Annotated in this window: 14 protein-coding genes; 4 read left to right on the forward strand and 10 right to left on the reverse strand. The window is 69.0% G+C overall.

What is annotated here, in order from left to right; genetic code table 11:
- Position 1 precedes the first annotated feature (1 nt).
- From ACIOTO_RS02440 to ACIOTO_RS02460, 5 genes are all read right to left on the reverse strand, one after another.
- Positions 2–646 carry an acetyltransferase gene (locus ACIOTO_RS02440; protein ID WP_400856272.1) on the reverse strand — a complete coding sequence of 215 codons (645 nt, stop codon included), beginning with the start codon at positions 644–646 and terminating at the stop codon, positions 2–4.
- Positions 639–1,259 (reverse strand): sugar transferase, encoded by a 621-nt coding sequence (locus ACIOTO_RS02445; RefSeq protein ID WP_400856274.1) that lies wholly within the window; start codon positions 1,257–1,259, stop codon positions 639–641. The genes ACIOTO_RS02440 and ACIOTO_RS02445 overlap by 8 nt, the downstream gene beginning before the upstream one ends.
- A complete protein-coding gene (locus ACIOTO_RS02450; protein ID WP_400856275.1) occupies positions 1,256–2,386 on the reverse strand; it encodes a DegT/DnrJ/EryC1/StrS family aminotransferase in 1,131 nt (376 codons plus the stop codon). Before ACIOTO_RS02450 ends, ACIOTO_RS02445 begins: the two co-directional genes overlap by 4 nt.
- Positions 2,383–4,197 (reverse strand): polysaccharide biosynthesis protein, encoded by a 1,815-nt coding sequence (locus ACIOTO_RS02455; protein ID WP_400856277.1) that lies wholly within the window; start codon positions 4,195–4,197, stop codon positions 2,383–2,385. The genes ACIOTO_RS02450 and ACIOTO_RS02455 overlap by 4 nt, the downstream gene beginning before the upstream one ends.
- 129 nt (positions 4,198–4,326) lie before the next feature.
- A complete protein-coding gene (locus ACIOTO_RS02460; RefSeq protein ID WP_400856278.1) occupies positions 4,327–5,532 on the reverse strand; it encodes a hypothetical protein in 1,206 nt (401 codons plus the stop codon).
- A gap of 70 nt (positions 5,533–5,602) precedes the next feature.
- Between ACIOTO_RS02460 and ACIOTO_RS02465 the strand changes: the two genes are divergently transcribed.
- Positions 5,603–6,955, forward strand: a complete 1,353-nt coding sequence (locus ACIOTO_RS02465; protein ID WP_400856279.1) for a polysaccharide biosynthesis tyrosine autokinase — start codon at positions 5,603–5,605, stop codon at positions 6,953–6,955.
- A 112-nt stretch (positions 6,956–7,067) separates the two neighbouring features.
- Entirely contained in the window at positions 7,068–8,525 is a 1,458-nt protein-coding gene (locus ACIOTO_RS02470; RefSeq protein ID WP_262003491.1) for a polysaccharide biosynthesis tyrosine autokinase, read from the forward strand.
- A gap of 24 nt (positions 8,526–8,549) precedes the next feature.
- On the opposite strand, the gene ACIOTO_RS02475 is transcribed toward ACIOTO_RS02470, so the two are convergent.
- Entirely contained in the window at positions 8,550–8,993 is a 444-nt protein-coding gene (locus ACIOTO_RS02475) for a GtrA family protein (protein WP_051662295.1), read from the reverse strand.
- A 54-nt stretch (positions 8,994–9,047) separates the two neighbouring features.
- Between ACIOTO_RS02475 and ACIOTO_RS02480 the strand changes: the two genes are divergently transcribed.
- Positions 9,048–9,833, forward strand: a complete 786-nt coding sequence (locus ACIOTO_RS02480; RefSeq protein ID WP_400856282.1) for a glycosyltransferase family 2 protein — start codon at positions 9,048–9,050, stop codon at positions 9,831–9,833.
- Positions 9,830–11,278, forward strand: a complete 1,449-nt coding sequence (locus ACIOTO_RS02485; protein WP_400856284.1) for a hypothetical protein — start codon at positions 9,830–9,832, stop codon at positions 11,276–11,278. The genes ACIOTO_RS02480 and ACIOTO_RS02485 overlap by 4 nt, the downstream gene beginning before the upstream one ends.
- An 83-nt stretch (positions 11,279–11,361) precedes the next feature.
- On the opposite strand, the gene glmM is transcribed toward ACIOTO_RS02485, so the two are convergent.
- From glmM to ACIOTO_RS02505, 4 genes are all read right to left on the reverse strand, one after another.
- A complete protein-coding gene (glmM, locus tag ACIOTO_RS02490) occupies positions 11,362–12,720 on the reverse strand; it encodes a phosphoglucosamine mutase (RefSeq protein WP_400856285.1) in 1,359 nt (452 codons plus the stop codon).
- Positions 12,721–12,734: 14 nt separating this feature from the next.
- Entirely contained in the window at positions 12,735–13,220 is a 486-nt protein-coding gene (gene rpsI, locus ACIOTO_RS02495) for a 30S ribosomal protein S9 (protein WP_028502255.1), read from the reverse strand.
- 27 nt (positions 13,221–13,247) lie between these two features.
- Positions 13,248–13,694: a 50S ribosomal protein L13 gene (gene rplM, locus ACIOTO_RS02500; RefSeq protein WP_029261158.1), complete on the reverse strand. Its 447-nt coding sequence runs from the start codon at positions 13,692–13,694 to the stop codon at positions 13,248–13,250.
- Positions 13,695–13,877: 183 nt separating this feature from the next.
- Positions 13,878–14,546, reverse strand: a complete 669-nt coding sequence (locus ACIOTO_RS02505; protein ID WP_029261157.1) for an endonuclease/exonuclease/phosphatase family protein — start codon at positions 14,544–14,546, stop codon at positions 13,878–13,880.
- Between the last annotated feature and the right edge of the window lie 7 nt (positions 14,547–14,553).

A 14,553-nucleotide genomic window follows, 5' to 3' on the forward strand; every position in this document is an offset into this window, starting at 1 on the left:
GTCATCGTGCGGGCACTCCCTTGACCACGACCCGCGGCAGGACATCCCTCGTCACGCACGCACTCGCACCCACGACTGCCCCCTCACCGACGGACAGCCCCTGCAGGACCACGGCTCCGGCCCCGATGAGGGAGCCTCGTCCCACGCTGACATCCCCCGACACGACCCCGCCGGGGTTGACCGACACGTCGTCCGCGAGAACAGCGTCGTGACCGATGATGGCCCCGGGGTTCAGGTGGACCCGCAGGCCAAGGCCGACATTCGTCGAGACCTGCACCCCTGCGCAGATGATGGACCCTTCGCCGATCCTGCTCTGTGACCCCACGATGGCCGACGGGTGGACGAGGGTCGCGAAGCGAGCACCTGCCTCGATCAGCCGGGCGGCGAGAAGCGCACGAGTGGCAGGGGAACCTACAGCGATCGCCATCGCGGAGGTCGCCAGGATGTCACGAGTCGCGTCGATCCCGCCCAGATGCGGGTACCCTCGCGCTCCGAGCCGTTCGAGATTCACCGCGGCGGGGGCATCGTCGACCACGCCGACGATCTCCCATTTCGGTGCGCCACCCGCAGCATTGATCGCCTCGATAACGTCGAGCGTCTCGCGCCCGAAGCCTCCGGCGCCGATGACGACGATCCGCTCAGCCATCCGCTTCTCCGAACTTCGACATCGTCACGTGTCCTTCCGCGGAGATCCCGTCCCGCTTCAGCACGGATCCGATCGTCGCGAGGACGATCCGCAGGTCGAGCCCGGCGCTTCGTCGATCGACGTAGCGCACGTCCTGCCTGAACTTACTCTCCCAGGAGATCGCATTGCGTCCGGTCACCTGCGCGAGCCCGGTGATGCCGGGTCGCACCTCATGCCGGCGAGCCTGCTCCGGCGTGTACCGATCCAGGTACTCCACGAGCAGCGGACGCGGGCCGACGATGCTCATGTCGCCTTTCAGCACGTTCCAGAGGCTCGGCAGTTCGTCCAGGCTCGTCGACCGGAGCCGCACGCCGAACGGGGTCAACCGGTCGGCATCGGTCACCCATCCGCGCGCCTCGTCGACCGAACGCATCGAACGGAACTTGTAGAGCGTGAAGATCCGACCGCCCTTGCCGGGCCGCTCCTGCGCGAAGACGACCGGCCGCCCCAGCTTCGTCGCGACCAACACAGCCGTCGCGACGATGACCGGAGAGAGCAGCACGAGCGCGACGGCGGACACGACGATGTCAAGCCCTCGCTTCACCACGTCGTACGGACGCACCCGCGCCCTCATCGGTTCAGGAAGCCACGGATCGCGGTGACCACGCGCTCACGCTGCGCATCGTCCAGAGCTGACCCGCTCGGCAGAGTCAGGCCTCGCGCGAACAGGCTCTCGGACGCGCCGTTCGTCTTGCTGCGCGCACCCTCGAAGATCGGCTGCGCATGCATCGGCTTCCACAGCGGACGGCTCTCGATGTCGTCGGCGGCGAGCGCTGCGGCGAGTTCCGACGGCTCCCAGCCCGTGACGGAGGAGTCGACGAGGATCGACGTCAGCCAGACGTTGTCCGCCTCGTCTCCCTCTGCCCCGAAGACCTCCACGCCATCGACCTCGGCGAAGAGCTGCTTGTACAGCTCACGCATCTCCCGGCGCCGCGCGATCATCGCGTCGAGGCGGGCGAGCTGTGCGCGACCGAGCGCCGCGAGCAGGTTGCTCATCCGGTAGTTGTAGCCGATGTCGATGTGCTCGTAGTGCACCACCGGCTGCCGCGCCTGGGTGGCCAGATACCGCACGTGCTGCGCGAAGTTGGCGTCATCGGTGAGCAGCATTCCGCCACCGGACGTCGTCATGATCTTGTTGCCGTTGAACGACACGATGGATGCTCGTCCGAAGCTGCCCGCCGCACGACCGGCGTGCGTGGCGCCCAGCGACTCCGCCGCATCCGCCACGACCGGCACGCCGAATTCATCGGCGATCGCGAGGACCGCGGTGTAGTCGATGGCCTTGCCGAGCAGGTCGACCGGGACGATGGCCGACACGTGCTCGCCGGCCTCGCGCAGCTCGACGAGAGCCTCACGCAGCAGCGCCGCATCGATGTTCCCGGTCGCGGGATCGGCGTCGATGAAGTACGGCTCGGCGCCGGTGTAGACGATGGCGTTGGCCGTCGCCGCGAAGGTCATCGACGAGGTGAGCACCACGTCGCCCGGCTTCACGCCGAGCGTGAGCAGCGCGAGGTGCAGTGCTGCGGTCCCCGAGCTCAACGCCACCGCGTGAGCCACTCCGACGCGCTCGGCGAGCTCGCGCTCGAAGGCGTCGACATCGGGGCCGAGAGGGGCGATCCATCCGGATCGCATCGCCGCGACGACCGCCTGCTCCTCCGCCTCGCCGACATCGGGCGAAGACATGTAGATCCGCTCGCTCACGCCTCTGACACCTTTTCTGCACGGATCGGCTCGATCGCCACCGTGTCGTTGATCCGCGGGCTCGCGTACATCCGGTCCATCCAGCCCGCTTTGTCGAGCCGCTCGGGCGTGATGATGTCGGCCCGTGTGTGCGACACCTTCGGGTGGAAGGGTCGCTCCAGGTTCTCCCGCGAACCGACGAGCTCTTCGTGCAGCTTCTCGCCACGACGGAGCCCGGTGAACACGATCTCGACGCTCTTGCCCGACATCGCGATCATGCGCTTGGCGACCTCGAGGATCGACACCGGCTCCCCCATGTCGAGGATCAGAACCTCGCCTGCACGCCCGATGCCGCCCGCCTGGACGACCAGCTGGCAGGCCTCGGGAATCGTCATGAAATACCGCGTCGCCTCGGGATGGGTGACCGTGATCGGCCGCCCCTCGGCGATCAACCGCTGGAACGTCGGCAGCATCGAACCGCGGCTGCCGATCACGTTGCCGAACCGCACCGAGAGGTACCGCATCCCGGTCACGGATCCCGCCCAGGCGGTGAGCTTCTCGGCGACGCGCTTGGAGTGACCGAGCACGCTCGTCGGGTTGGCCGCCTTGTCGGTGGAGATGTTGACGAAGGTGTCGACGCCGACGGCACGCGCGGCGTTGATCACGTTGAGCGTGCCCAGCACGTTCGTCTTCCACGCCTCGTCGGGATACTGCTCGAGCATCGGCAGGTGCTTCAGAGCGGCGGCATGGAACACGACCTCGGGGCGACGGTCGACGAAGATGTCGAGCAGATTCTGCTCCTCACGGATGTCCGCGAGGACGACGTCGCGAGAATCGAGCAGCCCGTGTCCGAGCGTCCCGAGCTGGGCCACCTGGAGTCCGGTCTCGTCGCGGTCGATCATGATCAGCTCGCTCGGCCCGTATTTGGCAAGCTGCCGGCACAGCTCCGACCCGATGGAGCCACCGGCACCGGTCACGAGCACGCGTCGACCGGTGATGTACCCGGCGATGAGCTCGACGTTCGTGTCGACGGGGTGGCGTCCGATCAGATCCTCGATGCTGATGTCGCGCACGTCGGTGACCGACTGCTCCCCCGACGCGAGCGTCGCCAGAGTGGGGGTGACCGCGACGCGCAGACCGGCGCTCTCGGCACGGTCGCTCAGGGCACGCAGCAGGGTGCTGTCGGCATTCGGGATGGCGATGACCGCGAGTTTTGCGCCGGTGCTCCGGGCGGCCGACGCGATGTCGCGTGTGGTGCCCAGCACCGGAACGCCCCGCAGGCGGAGATTGCGCTTGGCCGGGTCGTCGTCGAGCAGACCGACGGGCCGGATCGGCGAAGACGGATCGGTCGTGACGTTCGCGAGCAGCTTGTCGCCGAGGAACCCGGCACCGATGATCAGGGCCGCCTCGGCGTCCGCGCCGGGCTTGCGTGCACGCTCGATCGCGAGACGAGCCACGTAGCGCACGCCGAACATCAGCAGCAGCACGAACGGGAAGGCGAGCAGCAGCGTGCCGCGCGGGATTCCGACGAGCGGTCCGATCGGAATGACGATCAGCGACAGCAGCACCGCCTCGACGACGACGATCAACGCCACCGCACGGACCTCGTCGAACGAGCCGTAGGTGAAGCGCCCGCGGTAGAGGGCCGTCGCGAAGCCGACGGCCATCTGGATGACGCCGGCGGCGAGCGCGAGCACGATGGTCGAGATCCACCCCTGCGCGTCCATCATGAACTCGAAGCGGAGAGCGATCGCCAGGACGACGCCGAAAGTCCAGGCGAGCCCATCGACCGCCGCGGCCAGCATCCGGCGTCGCCGCTGCTTCACCGACACCTCGGACAATATTGGAATATTGCCGGTAGACACGTCGACAGACCCATCCGGAATCAAGATACGGAGCCCCCTCAGACTTATTCACTCTCCTGGAGATATGTTCTCACAGCGAATGACCAGGTCTGAGCGTTATGGCGTTCCCTCTCCGTCCGGCGGCGGGTCGGTGCCGGGGTCCGGGTCACCGCTACCGGGGTCCGTGACCGGCGGAGTGACGCCGGTTCCCGGATCGGCGCTTCCCTCCGTGGGCGGATTCTGAGTCCCGTCGCCCTGCTGCTGTTGCTGCTGCGGCTGCCACTGATCCGCCTGCTCGCGCTGGTCGCGCTCGATCTCGAACCGCAGCTGGTCCGCAGCCAAAGCGACGAACGCATCCCGGTAAGCCGCCAGCGCCGAACGTCCCTCCACCGTCCACAGATCCGCGGCCGCGACGCGCGCCGCGGCATCCGTCACAGCCGCACGCAGCGACTCCTCGGCATCCGGGTAGCGGGCGATCGCGGCCGCCGCAGCGGGCACGAACGATGCGGCGTACGCATCCACCGCCACGTCGGCGGTGGGCCGAAGCGCATCGAACCTCTCGCGGACAGCCCGCGCCTCGGCGGTCGCGATATCCAACGCGACCAGACGCTCCTGCACGCCGTCGATCGCGCCGCCGACCTCCACGAGCGAGTCCTCGTCGATGTCGGCACGCGCATACTCGGCGGGCAGCTCGGGAACCGTGATCGCCGCCACCCCCGAGGCATACGCATCGACGGCCGCGAGTGCCGTGGCGAGCGCGGCAGCGTCTGTCACGGCGATCGGCACATCGTCGGGTTCGCCAGCCGGATCCGGGGCGGTGCTCGTCGCGGTGAGCGCGCTCCGCAGCGGGGCGACCTCCGCCGTCTGCGCGTCGATGTCGGCGATGAGCCGGTCCTGAGCCGTCTTCAGGGACTGGTGAGCATTCAGAAGGGCGGCCTCATCGGCCTCCAACGACTCCACGGCACTCGCGGCCGGGCTGGCCGTCGCCATCTGGATGCCGCCGACGGTGCCGGCGACGACCAGCGCCACGACGGCGAGCGAGGCAGCCGACAGCGTCACGGCGTCGACCGAGCGCCTCGGCCGCTTCTTCGAACGGGAGGACTCCCCAGAACCCGCACCGACCGGAACGGCGGTGCGCGCGGCGGCCTGAACCATGTCGGCGAGTGCACGGGCATCTGCGTCGGACGTCGCCGCTGCGCCACTCTGCCGCGGCTCCCCGATCATCTCCCGCAACCGGCGCGCAGTGTGGTGGTCGTCCAGTACCACGCTCCCTGCGTCGCCGGCGCGGGGCCCGTCGGGGAAGAGATCGTTGAGGTGCGTCATGTCGCCTTCATAGGAATCGGTAGTCTCGGAAGACGATACCGCCGATCGCACTCGACCACGCTGGAGAGCTTTGGACATCCATGACTACCTTCGGGTGTTCCGTCGACAGATCGTCGTGATCGTCGCGAGCGTTCTGATCGGGCTCTCCACCGGTGCGCTGGTCGCGATGCTCACCCCTCTCCGCTACCAGGCTTCGACCGAGGTCATGGTGGCCGCGCAGGTCGCCGACACGGCCACGCCCGCGGAACGCTCGCTCGCCACCGGCTACGCGAAGCAGGCCGTCGAGACCTACCGCTCGCTCATCACGAGCTCCCTCGTGCTCGATCCCGTCACCGAAGACCTCGGCCTCACCGCAGCCCCCACGGGCATCAGCGCCTCCGCACCCCTCAACAGCGCGATCATCACGATCACCGTCGACAACCGCAACCCGGGGCAGGCCGCCCGCATCGCGAACGCCGTCGCCGAGAGCTTCGCCACCGTCGTCACCGACACGCTCGAGAGCCGCGACCAGGCCGCCGCGTTCAGCATCCGCATCGTCACGCTCGAACCCGCTCAGGTGCCGACGAATCCCGTCGCGCCGAACCTCTCCCTGTCTCTCATCATCGGCTCGCTGCTCGGGCTCGCCGTCGGCGTCGGCGTCGCTCTCCTGCGTGCGACGCTCGACCGCCGGGTGCGCGTCGCCGCCGACGTCGAGGCCGCCGTGCCGGTTCCCGTCCTCGGACAGATCCCGCTCGACCCGGACACGGGTGAGCACCCCCTCGCCATGAGCACCGCGCCGCACGGCCTCCGCGCCGAGGCCTACCGCAGCCTCCGCACCAACGTGCGCTTCTTCTTCTCCGGCAACCAGGGCGTGTTCGTCGTGACCAGTTCCGGCCCGGGCGAGGGCAAGTCGACCACCGCGGCGAACCTGGCACTCGCGTTCGCCGACGCCGGTCAGCGCGTGGCCCTGCTCGACGGCGACCTCCGGCTCCCCCGCGTGGCGGAGTACTTCGGCATCGAGGGCGGGATCGGGCTCAGCGATGTGCTGGCCGGACGCGTGCAGCTCAACGACGTCATCCAGCGCTGGGGCCGCAGCGCCCTGTTCGTCCTCCCGGCCGGCACCGTGCCGCCGAACCCGGCCGAGCTGCTGGGCTCTTCCGCGATGGAGGGCTTGATCGAGACGCTCACCGAGGCCTTCGATGTCGTCATCATCGACGCCCCTCCGCTGCTGCTCGTGACGGACGCCGCCGTGATCGCCCGCGTCACGACCGGAGCCCTCCTGATCGCCGCCGCTGGATCGTCGCAGGCGAACCGGCTCGCCGATGCGGCCAAGAGCATCGAGTCGGTCGGAGCCCGAGTGCTCGGCACGGTGCTCACGAAGGCTCCGGTCCGCGCGGCCGCGAGCACGGCCTACGGCACCGCCGCGGCGGCGACGACGCACTGACCACACGCAGCGGCCGGTCGTCCCACCGTCGCTGTGGAAGAATACCGGGATACCGTTTTCACGGCCCGCCTTGATCGGCAGCGGTCGCATTGCATCAGGGGGAATCTGCCGCGTGGAACTTCGCGACTATGTGCGTGTGCTGCACAGAAACTGGATCCTGATCCTCGTCCTGATGGTCCTCGGCCTCGCGGGCGGCGCCGGCTATGCCGCGCTCCAGCAGCCGAAGTACGTCGCATCGACGCAGCTGTACGTCTCGGTCCGCACCGAGGGCGCCGCCACCGGCGACCTCGTGCAGGGCACGACCTTCGCACGGCAGATGGTCACGAGCTACGTCGACGTCGTCGGAACCGCCCTCGTGCTCGAACCCGTGATCGATGAGCTCGGCCTCGACGACTCGGTCTCGGGGCTCAGCAGCCGCGTCACCGCGACCACGCCGCTCAACACGGTGCTGATCGACGTCAGCGTGACCGACGGAGACCCCGAGCAGGCCGCGGCCATCGCCAACGCCGTCGCGACCAGCTTCCAGGACGCGGTGCAGAAGACGCTCGAGCAGCCCGCCACCGAAGACGCCGTCAGCCCGGTGCGCATCACCGTGACCGAGCCCGCCATCGCCTCCTCCACTCCGACGAGCCCCAACGTGCGCCTGCTGATCATCCTCGGCGGCATCATCGGCCTCGCACTCGGCCTCGGCATCGCGATGCTCCGCACCGTGCTCGACAACCGCATCCACACGCTCCACGACATCGAGGCGCTCACCGATCGCCCCGTCCTCGGCGGCATCGCGTACGACCCGGATGCCACCAAGCGGCCCCTCATCGTGCACGCCGACCCGCGCAGCCCGCGCGCCGAATCGTTCCGCAGCCTGCGCACGAACCTGCAGTTCCTCAACCTCGACTCGGGCCCCCGCATCTTCGTCGTCTCCAGCGCCGGCCCCGGCGAAGGAAAGTCGACGACCACCGCCAACCTCGCCATCGCCCTCGCCGAGACGGGAGCCCGCGTGGCCCTGGTCGACGGCGACCTGCGGCTGCCCCGCGTGGCCGACTACCTGGGCATCGAGGGCGGCGTCGGACTCACCGACGTGCTCATCGGCCGCGTGGACGTGGCCGATGCGCTGCAGAAGTGGGGCACGTCCGATCTGTACGTCCTGCCGAGCGGGCAGGTGCCGCCGAACCCGAGCGAGCTGCTCGGCTCGGCCGCGATGGATCAGGTGCTCAAGTCGCTCGGCGACTACTTCGACTACGTGCTGATCGATGCCCCGCCGCTGCTGCTGGTGACCGACGCGGCCGTGGTGGGAAGCAAGACCCGCGGAGTGATCCTCGCCGCCGCCTCCGGCAAGACGAAGAAGCAGGAGCTCTCCGGAGCACTGCGCGCGCTCGAGAACGCCGGCGTGCAGATGCTCGGCGTGGTCGTCACGATGCTGCCGACCAAGGGCCCCGACAGCTACGGCTACGGCTCCTACACCTACGGTTCGACGCACGACCTCGACGGCGAGACGTCGACGGATCGCCGGAAGGCGAAGAAGGCCAAGAAGGCGAAGAGCGCCAAGAAGCGCGCAACCGCCCGAGCCTGACCTGCCCGCGACCGAGCCGCACCGCTACTTGGTCGGCGCCACCCGGAAGACGATGCCGTGATAGAGCACGAAGCGCAGCAGGACCACGATGACGATGCTCGTCAGGTTCACGAGGTTGACGGCGACCGCCCCCGGCTCTCGGCCGAGGACCGCACCGACGGCTTCGACACCCACCCAGACGAGCACGGCGCCGATGGCCGTGCAGACGGCGTTGGTCACGAGGAACAGCGTGACCTCGGAGACCCGTCCGCGACGATCGCGGTGACGGAACGTCCACTCGCGGTTGCCGATGTACGCGTTCACGAGCGCGACGAGCGAGGCGACGATCTTCGCGGCGACCACATCCCATCCCCACACGTAGACCAGCAGGTTGAAGACGCCGACCTCGATGAGGGTGCTCAGAGCACCCACGACGAGAAAACGGCTGCCGACGCTGGCGATGCGACGGATACGGGAGGGAGGGTTCATGGCTCAACTAGGCTACTGGCTGATCCCCGCGCCCTCCGCCACCCCAAGGACCCCGTGCCCCTTCGCCACCTCGCCGTCGTCATGCCCGCCTACAACGAGGCCGAGGGCATCCAGGGCTTCATCGACGAGATCCGCGACTGCGTCTCTCCCCTGGCCGACCGCGTCACCTTCCACGTCGCCGACGACCGCTCCACGGATGCCACCGCCTCGGTGTTCGACGGCGTCTCCGACGTGACCGTCGAGGTTCAGCCCCTGAACCGCGGCCACGGCCCGACAGCCCTCGCGGCCTACCGTTCCGGACTCGCCGCCGACCCCGATGTGCTGGTGCATGTCGACGGCGACGGGCAGTTCTACGGAAGCGACTTCATTCGGCTCATCAACGCACTCACGACCGAAGAGGCCGATGTCGTCCACGGCGTGCGCGACGGCCGCACCGACCCCTGGTACCGCAAGGTGCTCACGGGTGCCGTCGGCCTGCTGATCGCCCTCGCCGCCGGACGACGCATCCCCGACGTCAACACCCCGCTGCGCGCCTATCGCCCCGACGCCCTGCGACTGCTCGTCGACGCGACCCCGGCCGACGCCACGGTCCCGCACGTGCACTTCTCGCTCGCCGAGGCGCGCGCGGGCTTCACCGTGCGCTACCTCCGCGTGGCCAGCATCCCTCGTCGGGGCGAATCGACCACGGGCACCATGTGGGGGCGAGGGAACTCCGTCACCCTGCCGCCGAAGCGTCTGCGCCGGTTCGTGCGCGTCGCCCTCGTCGAGGCGTGGACCCTCTCTCTGCGGCCATCCGCTCCCCTGCGCGGCATCCGTCTTCCGGAGACCGTCGCGCGATGACCCGAGCACGCACGGTCGTGTTCTGGGCGGCGGCGGTCGCCCTGCTGATCGGTCACGTCATCGTGGCCTGGCACAGCCTCGTGGTGTGGCGCTTCTGGGAGGACGAGGCCTTCAACCTCACGGTCCCGCTCAATCTGCTGGACGGGCTCGGATACTCCAGCGACGGCGCTCTCTCCGGCTCGACCATCACACCGTTCGACCCGCGTATCTCGACCGGGCCCGTCGTGCTCCTGCCCGTCGCCGCGCTCCTCGCGACCGGGATGGACCCGGTGCTGGCGGCCCGGCTCGTGCCCTTGGCCTTCTGGGTGGCGCTCCTCGCCGGCCTCGCCGTGATCGGGCGACGCATCGGCGGACGCTGGGCTGCTCTGCTCGCCGTGGCCGTGCCCCTGGCGTTCACTGCGGATGCCGGCTTCTCCCCCATCCAGGGCCCCGCCGACCTGCTGGGCGAGATCCCCGCGGCCGCGCTCCTCGTCTGGGCCCTCACGCTGCTTCCGCGCCGCGCCTGGCTCGCCGGGCTCCTCGTGGGCCTCGCGATCCAGGCGAAGCTCATCGCCGCCCTCGCCCTTCCCGCCTTCGCCATCGCCCTGTGGGTGCTCTCCGACGGCACCGGCTGGGCCCGGGTGCGCGACACGCTCCGACGGTCGTGGCTGCCCCTCCTGCTGGCCGCCGTGCCGACACTGCTCCTCGAGCTGGGCGCGCTGCTGTCGCTGGGGTTCTCCGGTTATTGGCAGCACGTGCGCGACTTCGCCCACTTCCTCCGCACCGGCGGGCAGGGTGACGCCGCGACCACGGTGCTGCAGAAGCTCGGGACGCTGGCGGACTCGTGGTCGCTGCCCGGCTTCCTCGCCGTGATCGGAGCGGTCATCGCCCTCGGTCTCGCGGTCACCGGCGTCGTGCTGCGTTGGCGGGACGCGAGCGCGGCCGACCGGATCGTGATCGCGTACGCCCTGGCGGCCATCGTCGGCGCGCTCGCCCTCGTCGGCTGGTGGGCCACCGCCTCCCGCCTGCCGCTGTGGGTGCGGCACCCCGCGCCCGGCATCCTGGCGTTCTTCCCCGTCATCGCCGCGGCCGCGCTGTGGGCGGTGGCCGCCCTGCCCCGCCGCAAGGGCGCGCGCGTCATCGGGATCATCGCCGCGTCCGCTCTGGCCGCCATCATCGCCGGCGGCGGCGTGGCTCATGTCGTGTCGACGTACGAGCCCCGCACCACGCTGGAGAGCCAGCGTACGGCCCTCGTGCCGCTCACGGCCTGGGTCGAGGCGAACGACGTCGAATGGCTGGCGGCCGAGCCCTGGGGGTACGCGGTCGCGCCCATCGTGCTGACGGGTGCGCACGTCGGGCTCTTCGACGCCCCCGCCATGGCCGACGTGCCACGGCTGACCACTCAGCCCTGCACGACCGAGACGCTCGTCGACGCCGGCCAGTACCGCATCTGCGCGGCACCCTGACCGCCGTCCCTCGGCTCCCCGTACACAGAGAACCGGCCGACCGCTGAGATCAGCGACCGGCCGGTTCCGAGGTTCTGCGAGCGTCAGAGCGAGAGGCGCTCCTGCACGACCTCCGCCAGTCGTCCGGCGTAGGCGTGCACCGACTCCGCATCGGCGGCTTCGACCATGACGCGCACCAGGGGCTCGGTGCCGGACTTGCGCAGCAGCACGCGGCCGGAATCACCCAGCTCGCCCTCGATGTCGCGCACAGCCTGCTGCACGACCTCGTCGTCTGCGACCCGATCCTTGTCGACGTCGCGCACATTGATGAGCACCTGCGGGTACACGGTCATGATCGACGCGAGCTCGGCGATCGTCTTCTTCTGTCGTGCCATCTCGGCCACCAGATGGAGGCCCGTGAGGATGCCGTCACCGGTGGTGGCGTACTCGCTCATGATGACGTGTCCGGACTGCTCGCCGCCGAGCGCGTATCCGCCCTCGTTCATGTCTTCGAGCACGTAGCGGTCGCCGACCGCGGTCTGACGCACCGTGATGCCGTGCTCGCGCATCGCGACATGCAGACCGAGGTTGCTCATGACGGTCGCGACGAGCGTGTCGTCGGTGAGGCGTCCGCGCTCCTTCATCGACACCGCGATGATGGCCATGATCTGGTCACCGTCGATGTGATTGCCCTCGGCGTCCACGGCGAGGCAGCGGTCGGCGTCGCCGTCGTGGGCGATGCCGATGTCGGCCCCCAGACGCACGACAGCCTCGGCGAGGTTGTCGAGGTGGGTGGAGCCGACTCCGTCGTTGATGTTCCAGCCGTCGGGGTCTGCCCCGATGACCGTCACCTCGGCGCCCGCATCGCGGAACGTCTCGGGCGAGACGCCGGATGCCGCGCCGTGGGCGCAGTCGAGCACGACGTGGATGCCCTCGAGACGATTCGGCAGCGAGCCGAGGAGGTGCACGACGTAGCGGTCCTCCGCGTCGGAGAAGCGGTCGACACGACCGACGCCGGCACCCGTCGGGCGCAGCATCTCGCCGTGCATGGCCTCTTCGATGCGCTGCTCGACCTCATCGGGGAGCTTGCGGCCCCCACGGGCGAAGATCTTGATCCCGTTGTCGGGAGCGGCGTTGTGCGAGGCCGAGATCATGACACCGAAGTCGGCGTCACGATCGGCGACGAGGAACGCCAGTGCCGGGGTCGGGATGACACCGGCCTCGAGGACGTCGACCCCCGAGGAGGCGAGCCCGGCCGAGACGGCCGACGTCAGGAAGTGTCCGGAGACCCGGGGGTCGCGGGCGACCACTGCGGTGAGTCGCTTGCCTTCGGCTTTGCGAGCCTCCGCAGTACGGCCCTGGCCCAGGACGACAGCAGTCGCCTGGGCCAGGGTGAGCGCCAGGTCGGCGGTGAGGATGCCATTGGCAAGTCCTCGCACGCCGTCCGTGCCAAAGATCGGCATCGGAGCAGTGGACCTTAACGCTTCGAGTACTGAGGCGCCTTACGGGCCTTCTTGAGTCCGGCCTTCTTGCGCTCCTTGACGCGAGCGTCACGCGAGAGGAAGCCGGCCTTCTTCAGGGTCGGACGGTTGTTCTCCTCGTCGATGCCGTTCAGCGAACGGGCGATGCCGAGGCGGAGCGCACCGGCCTGGCCCGAGGGGCCACCCCCGGAGATGCGCGCGATGACGTCGTATGCACCGGTGAGGTTCAGCACCGTGAACGGGTCGTTGATCAGCTGCTGGTGCAGCTTGTTCGGGAAGTAGTCCTCGATCGTGCGGCCGTTGACCGTGATCGTGCCCGAGCCGGGGACGATGCGCACGCGGGCGATGGCCTGCTTGCGACGGCCGACAGCGGCACCCGGGACGCTGAGGACGGGGCGGGGAGCCGCCTCGACCACGTCGGTCTCCGGAGTCGACGTCGAGAAGTTCTGGGGGGTTTCGGTGGTGTCCTGGATGTCAGCCACGAGTATGTCCTTAAGTCTTTACGGCGCTTACTGGGCGACCTGGTCGAGGGTGTACGTCTGCGGCTGCTGCGCGGCGTGCGGGTGCTCGGCACCGACGTACACCTTGAGCTTGGTCAGCTGCTGGCGGCCGAGGCTGTTCTTGGGGAGCATGCCACGGATGGCCTTCTCCACAGCGCGAACCGGGTTCTTCTCGAGGAGCTCGGCGTAGGTGACCGACTTCAGGCCGCCCGGGTAACCCGAGTGGCGGTAGGCCAGCTTCTTCTGGAGCTTCTGACCGGTGAGCGCGACCTTGTCGGCGTTCACGATGATGACGAAGTCACCCGAGTCGATGTGGTTGGCGAAGGTCGGCTTGTGCTTGCCACGCAGGAGCGTAGCGGCGTGCGAAGCCAGACGGCCGAGAACGACGTCGGTGGCGTCGATGACGACCCAATCGCGCTGGACTTCGCCAGCCTTGGGGGTGTAAGTGCGCGTCACGATAGTGCTGCTTTCTTGTGTCGAACGGAGAAGTTCGTGAATCCCACTCCGGGGTGGTTCTTCCCGACAGGGAGGAACACGCCAGTGGAGGGCTCACGTTCGGACGATGCCCACTTCCCGCGAACGGGAAAGGCACCAAAGGGAAATCATACGCCACCGGGCGCGGATGCCCAAACCGCCGACTCAGTCGGGTTTGACCGTGACCAGGATCGGGCGGTGGTCGCTCGACCCCTGGGGCAGCGTCGTGATGCGCTCGATCTCGAAACCGGCCGAGGTCGCGAAGTCGTAGTGCCCGCGGAACACCCGGTAGCGCGTGTAGGTGTGGTCGTCGCTGAGCGAGAGGGCATAACCGTGGTCGCGCACGGCCTGACCGAGGTTCTCCTTGAAGATCGGGTAGTTGTAGTCGCCGACCATCAGCTGCGGCAGCCCCTCCCCGAGAGTCGCGAGCTCGGTGAGCGCCGCGCGGATCTGGTGCCGACGCAACGAGTTCAGGGCGGTGAGCGGTGCGGCATGGAACGAGGCGACGATGAAATCCTGGGCGTCGTCGATGTCACGCAGCCGAGCGCCGAGCACACGCTCGTGAGCGGGTTTCGCGATCCGGTCGTGCAGCGACTTCTTCAACCCGAGGGTGCGGATCGACTGCAGATGGTAGGTGCTCGAGCGGTAGAACAGCGCGAGCCCGAGGCGGTTGCCCTGCGTCGCATCCGCCAGCACGAGGTCGCCGATCTCTGCGGGCAGCTCCGGAACGTCGCACTCCTGCAGACACAGGATGTCGGGGTCGTGCTCGCCGACGATGGCGGCGAGTTCGCCGGCCGCGCGATGCTTCTGGAGGTTGTACGAGATGACCTTCATGACCGTT

Source organism: Microbacterium sp. NPDC087592 (assembly GCF_044743585.1).
Taxonomy (GTDB): domain Bacteria; phylum Actinomycetota; class Actinomycetes; order Actinomycetales; family Microbacteriaceae; genus Microbacterium.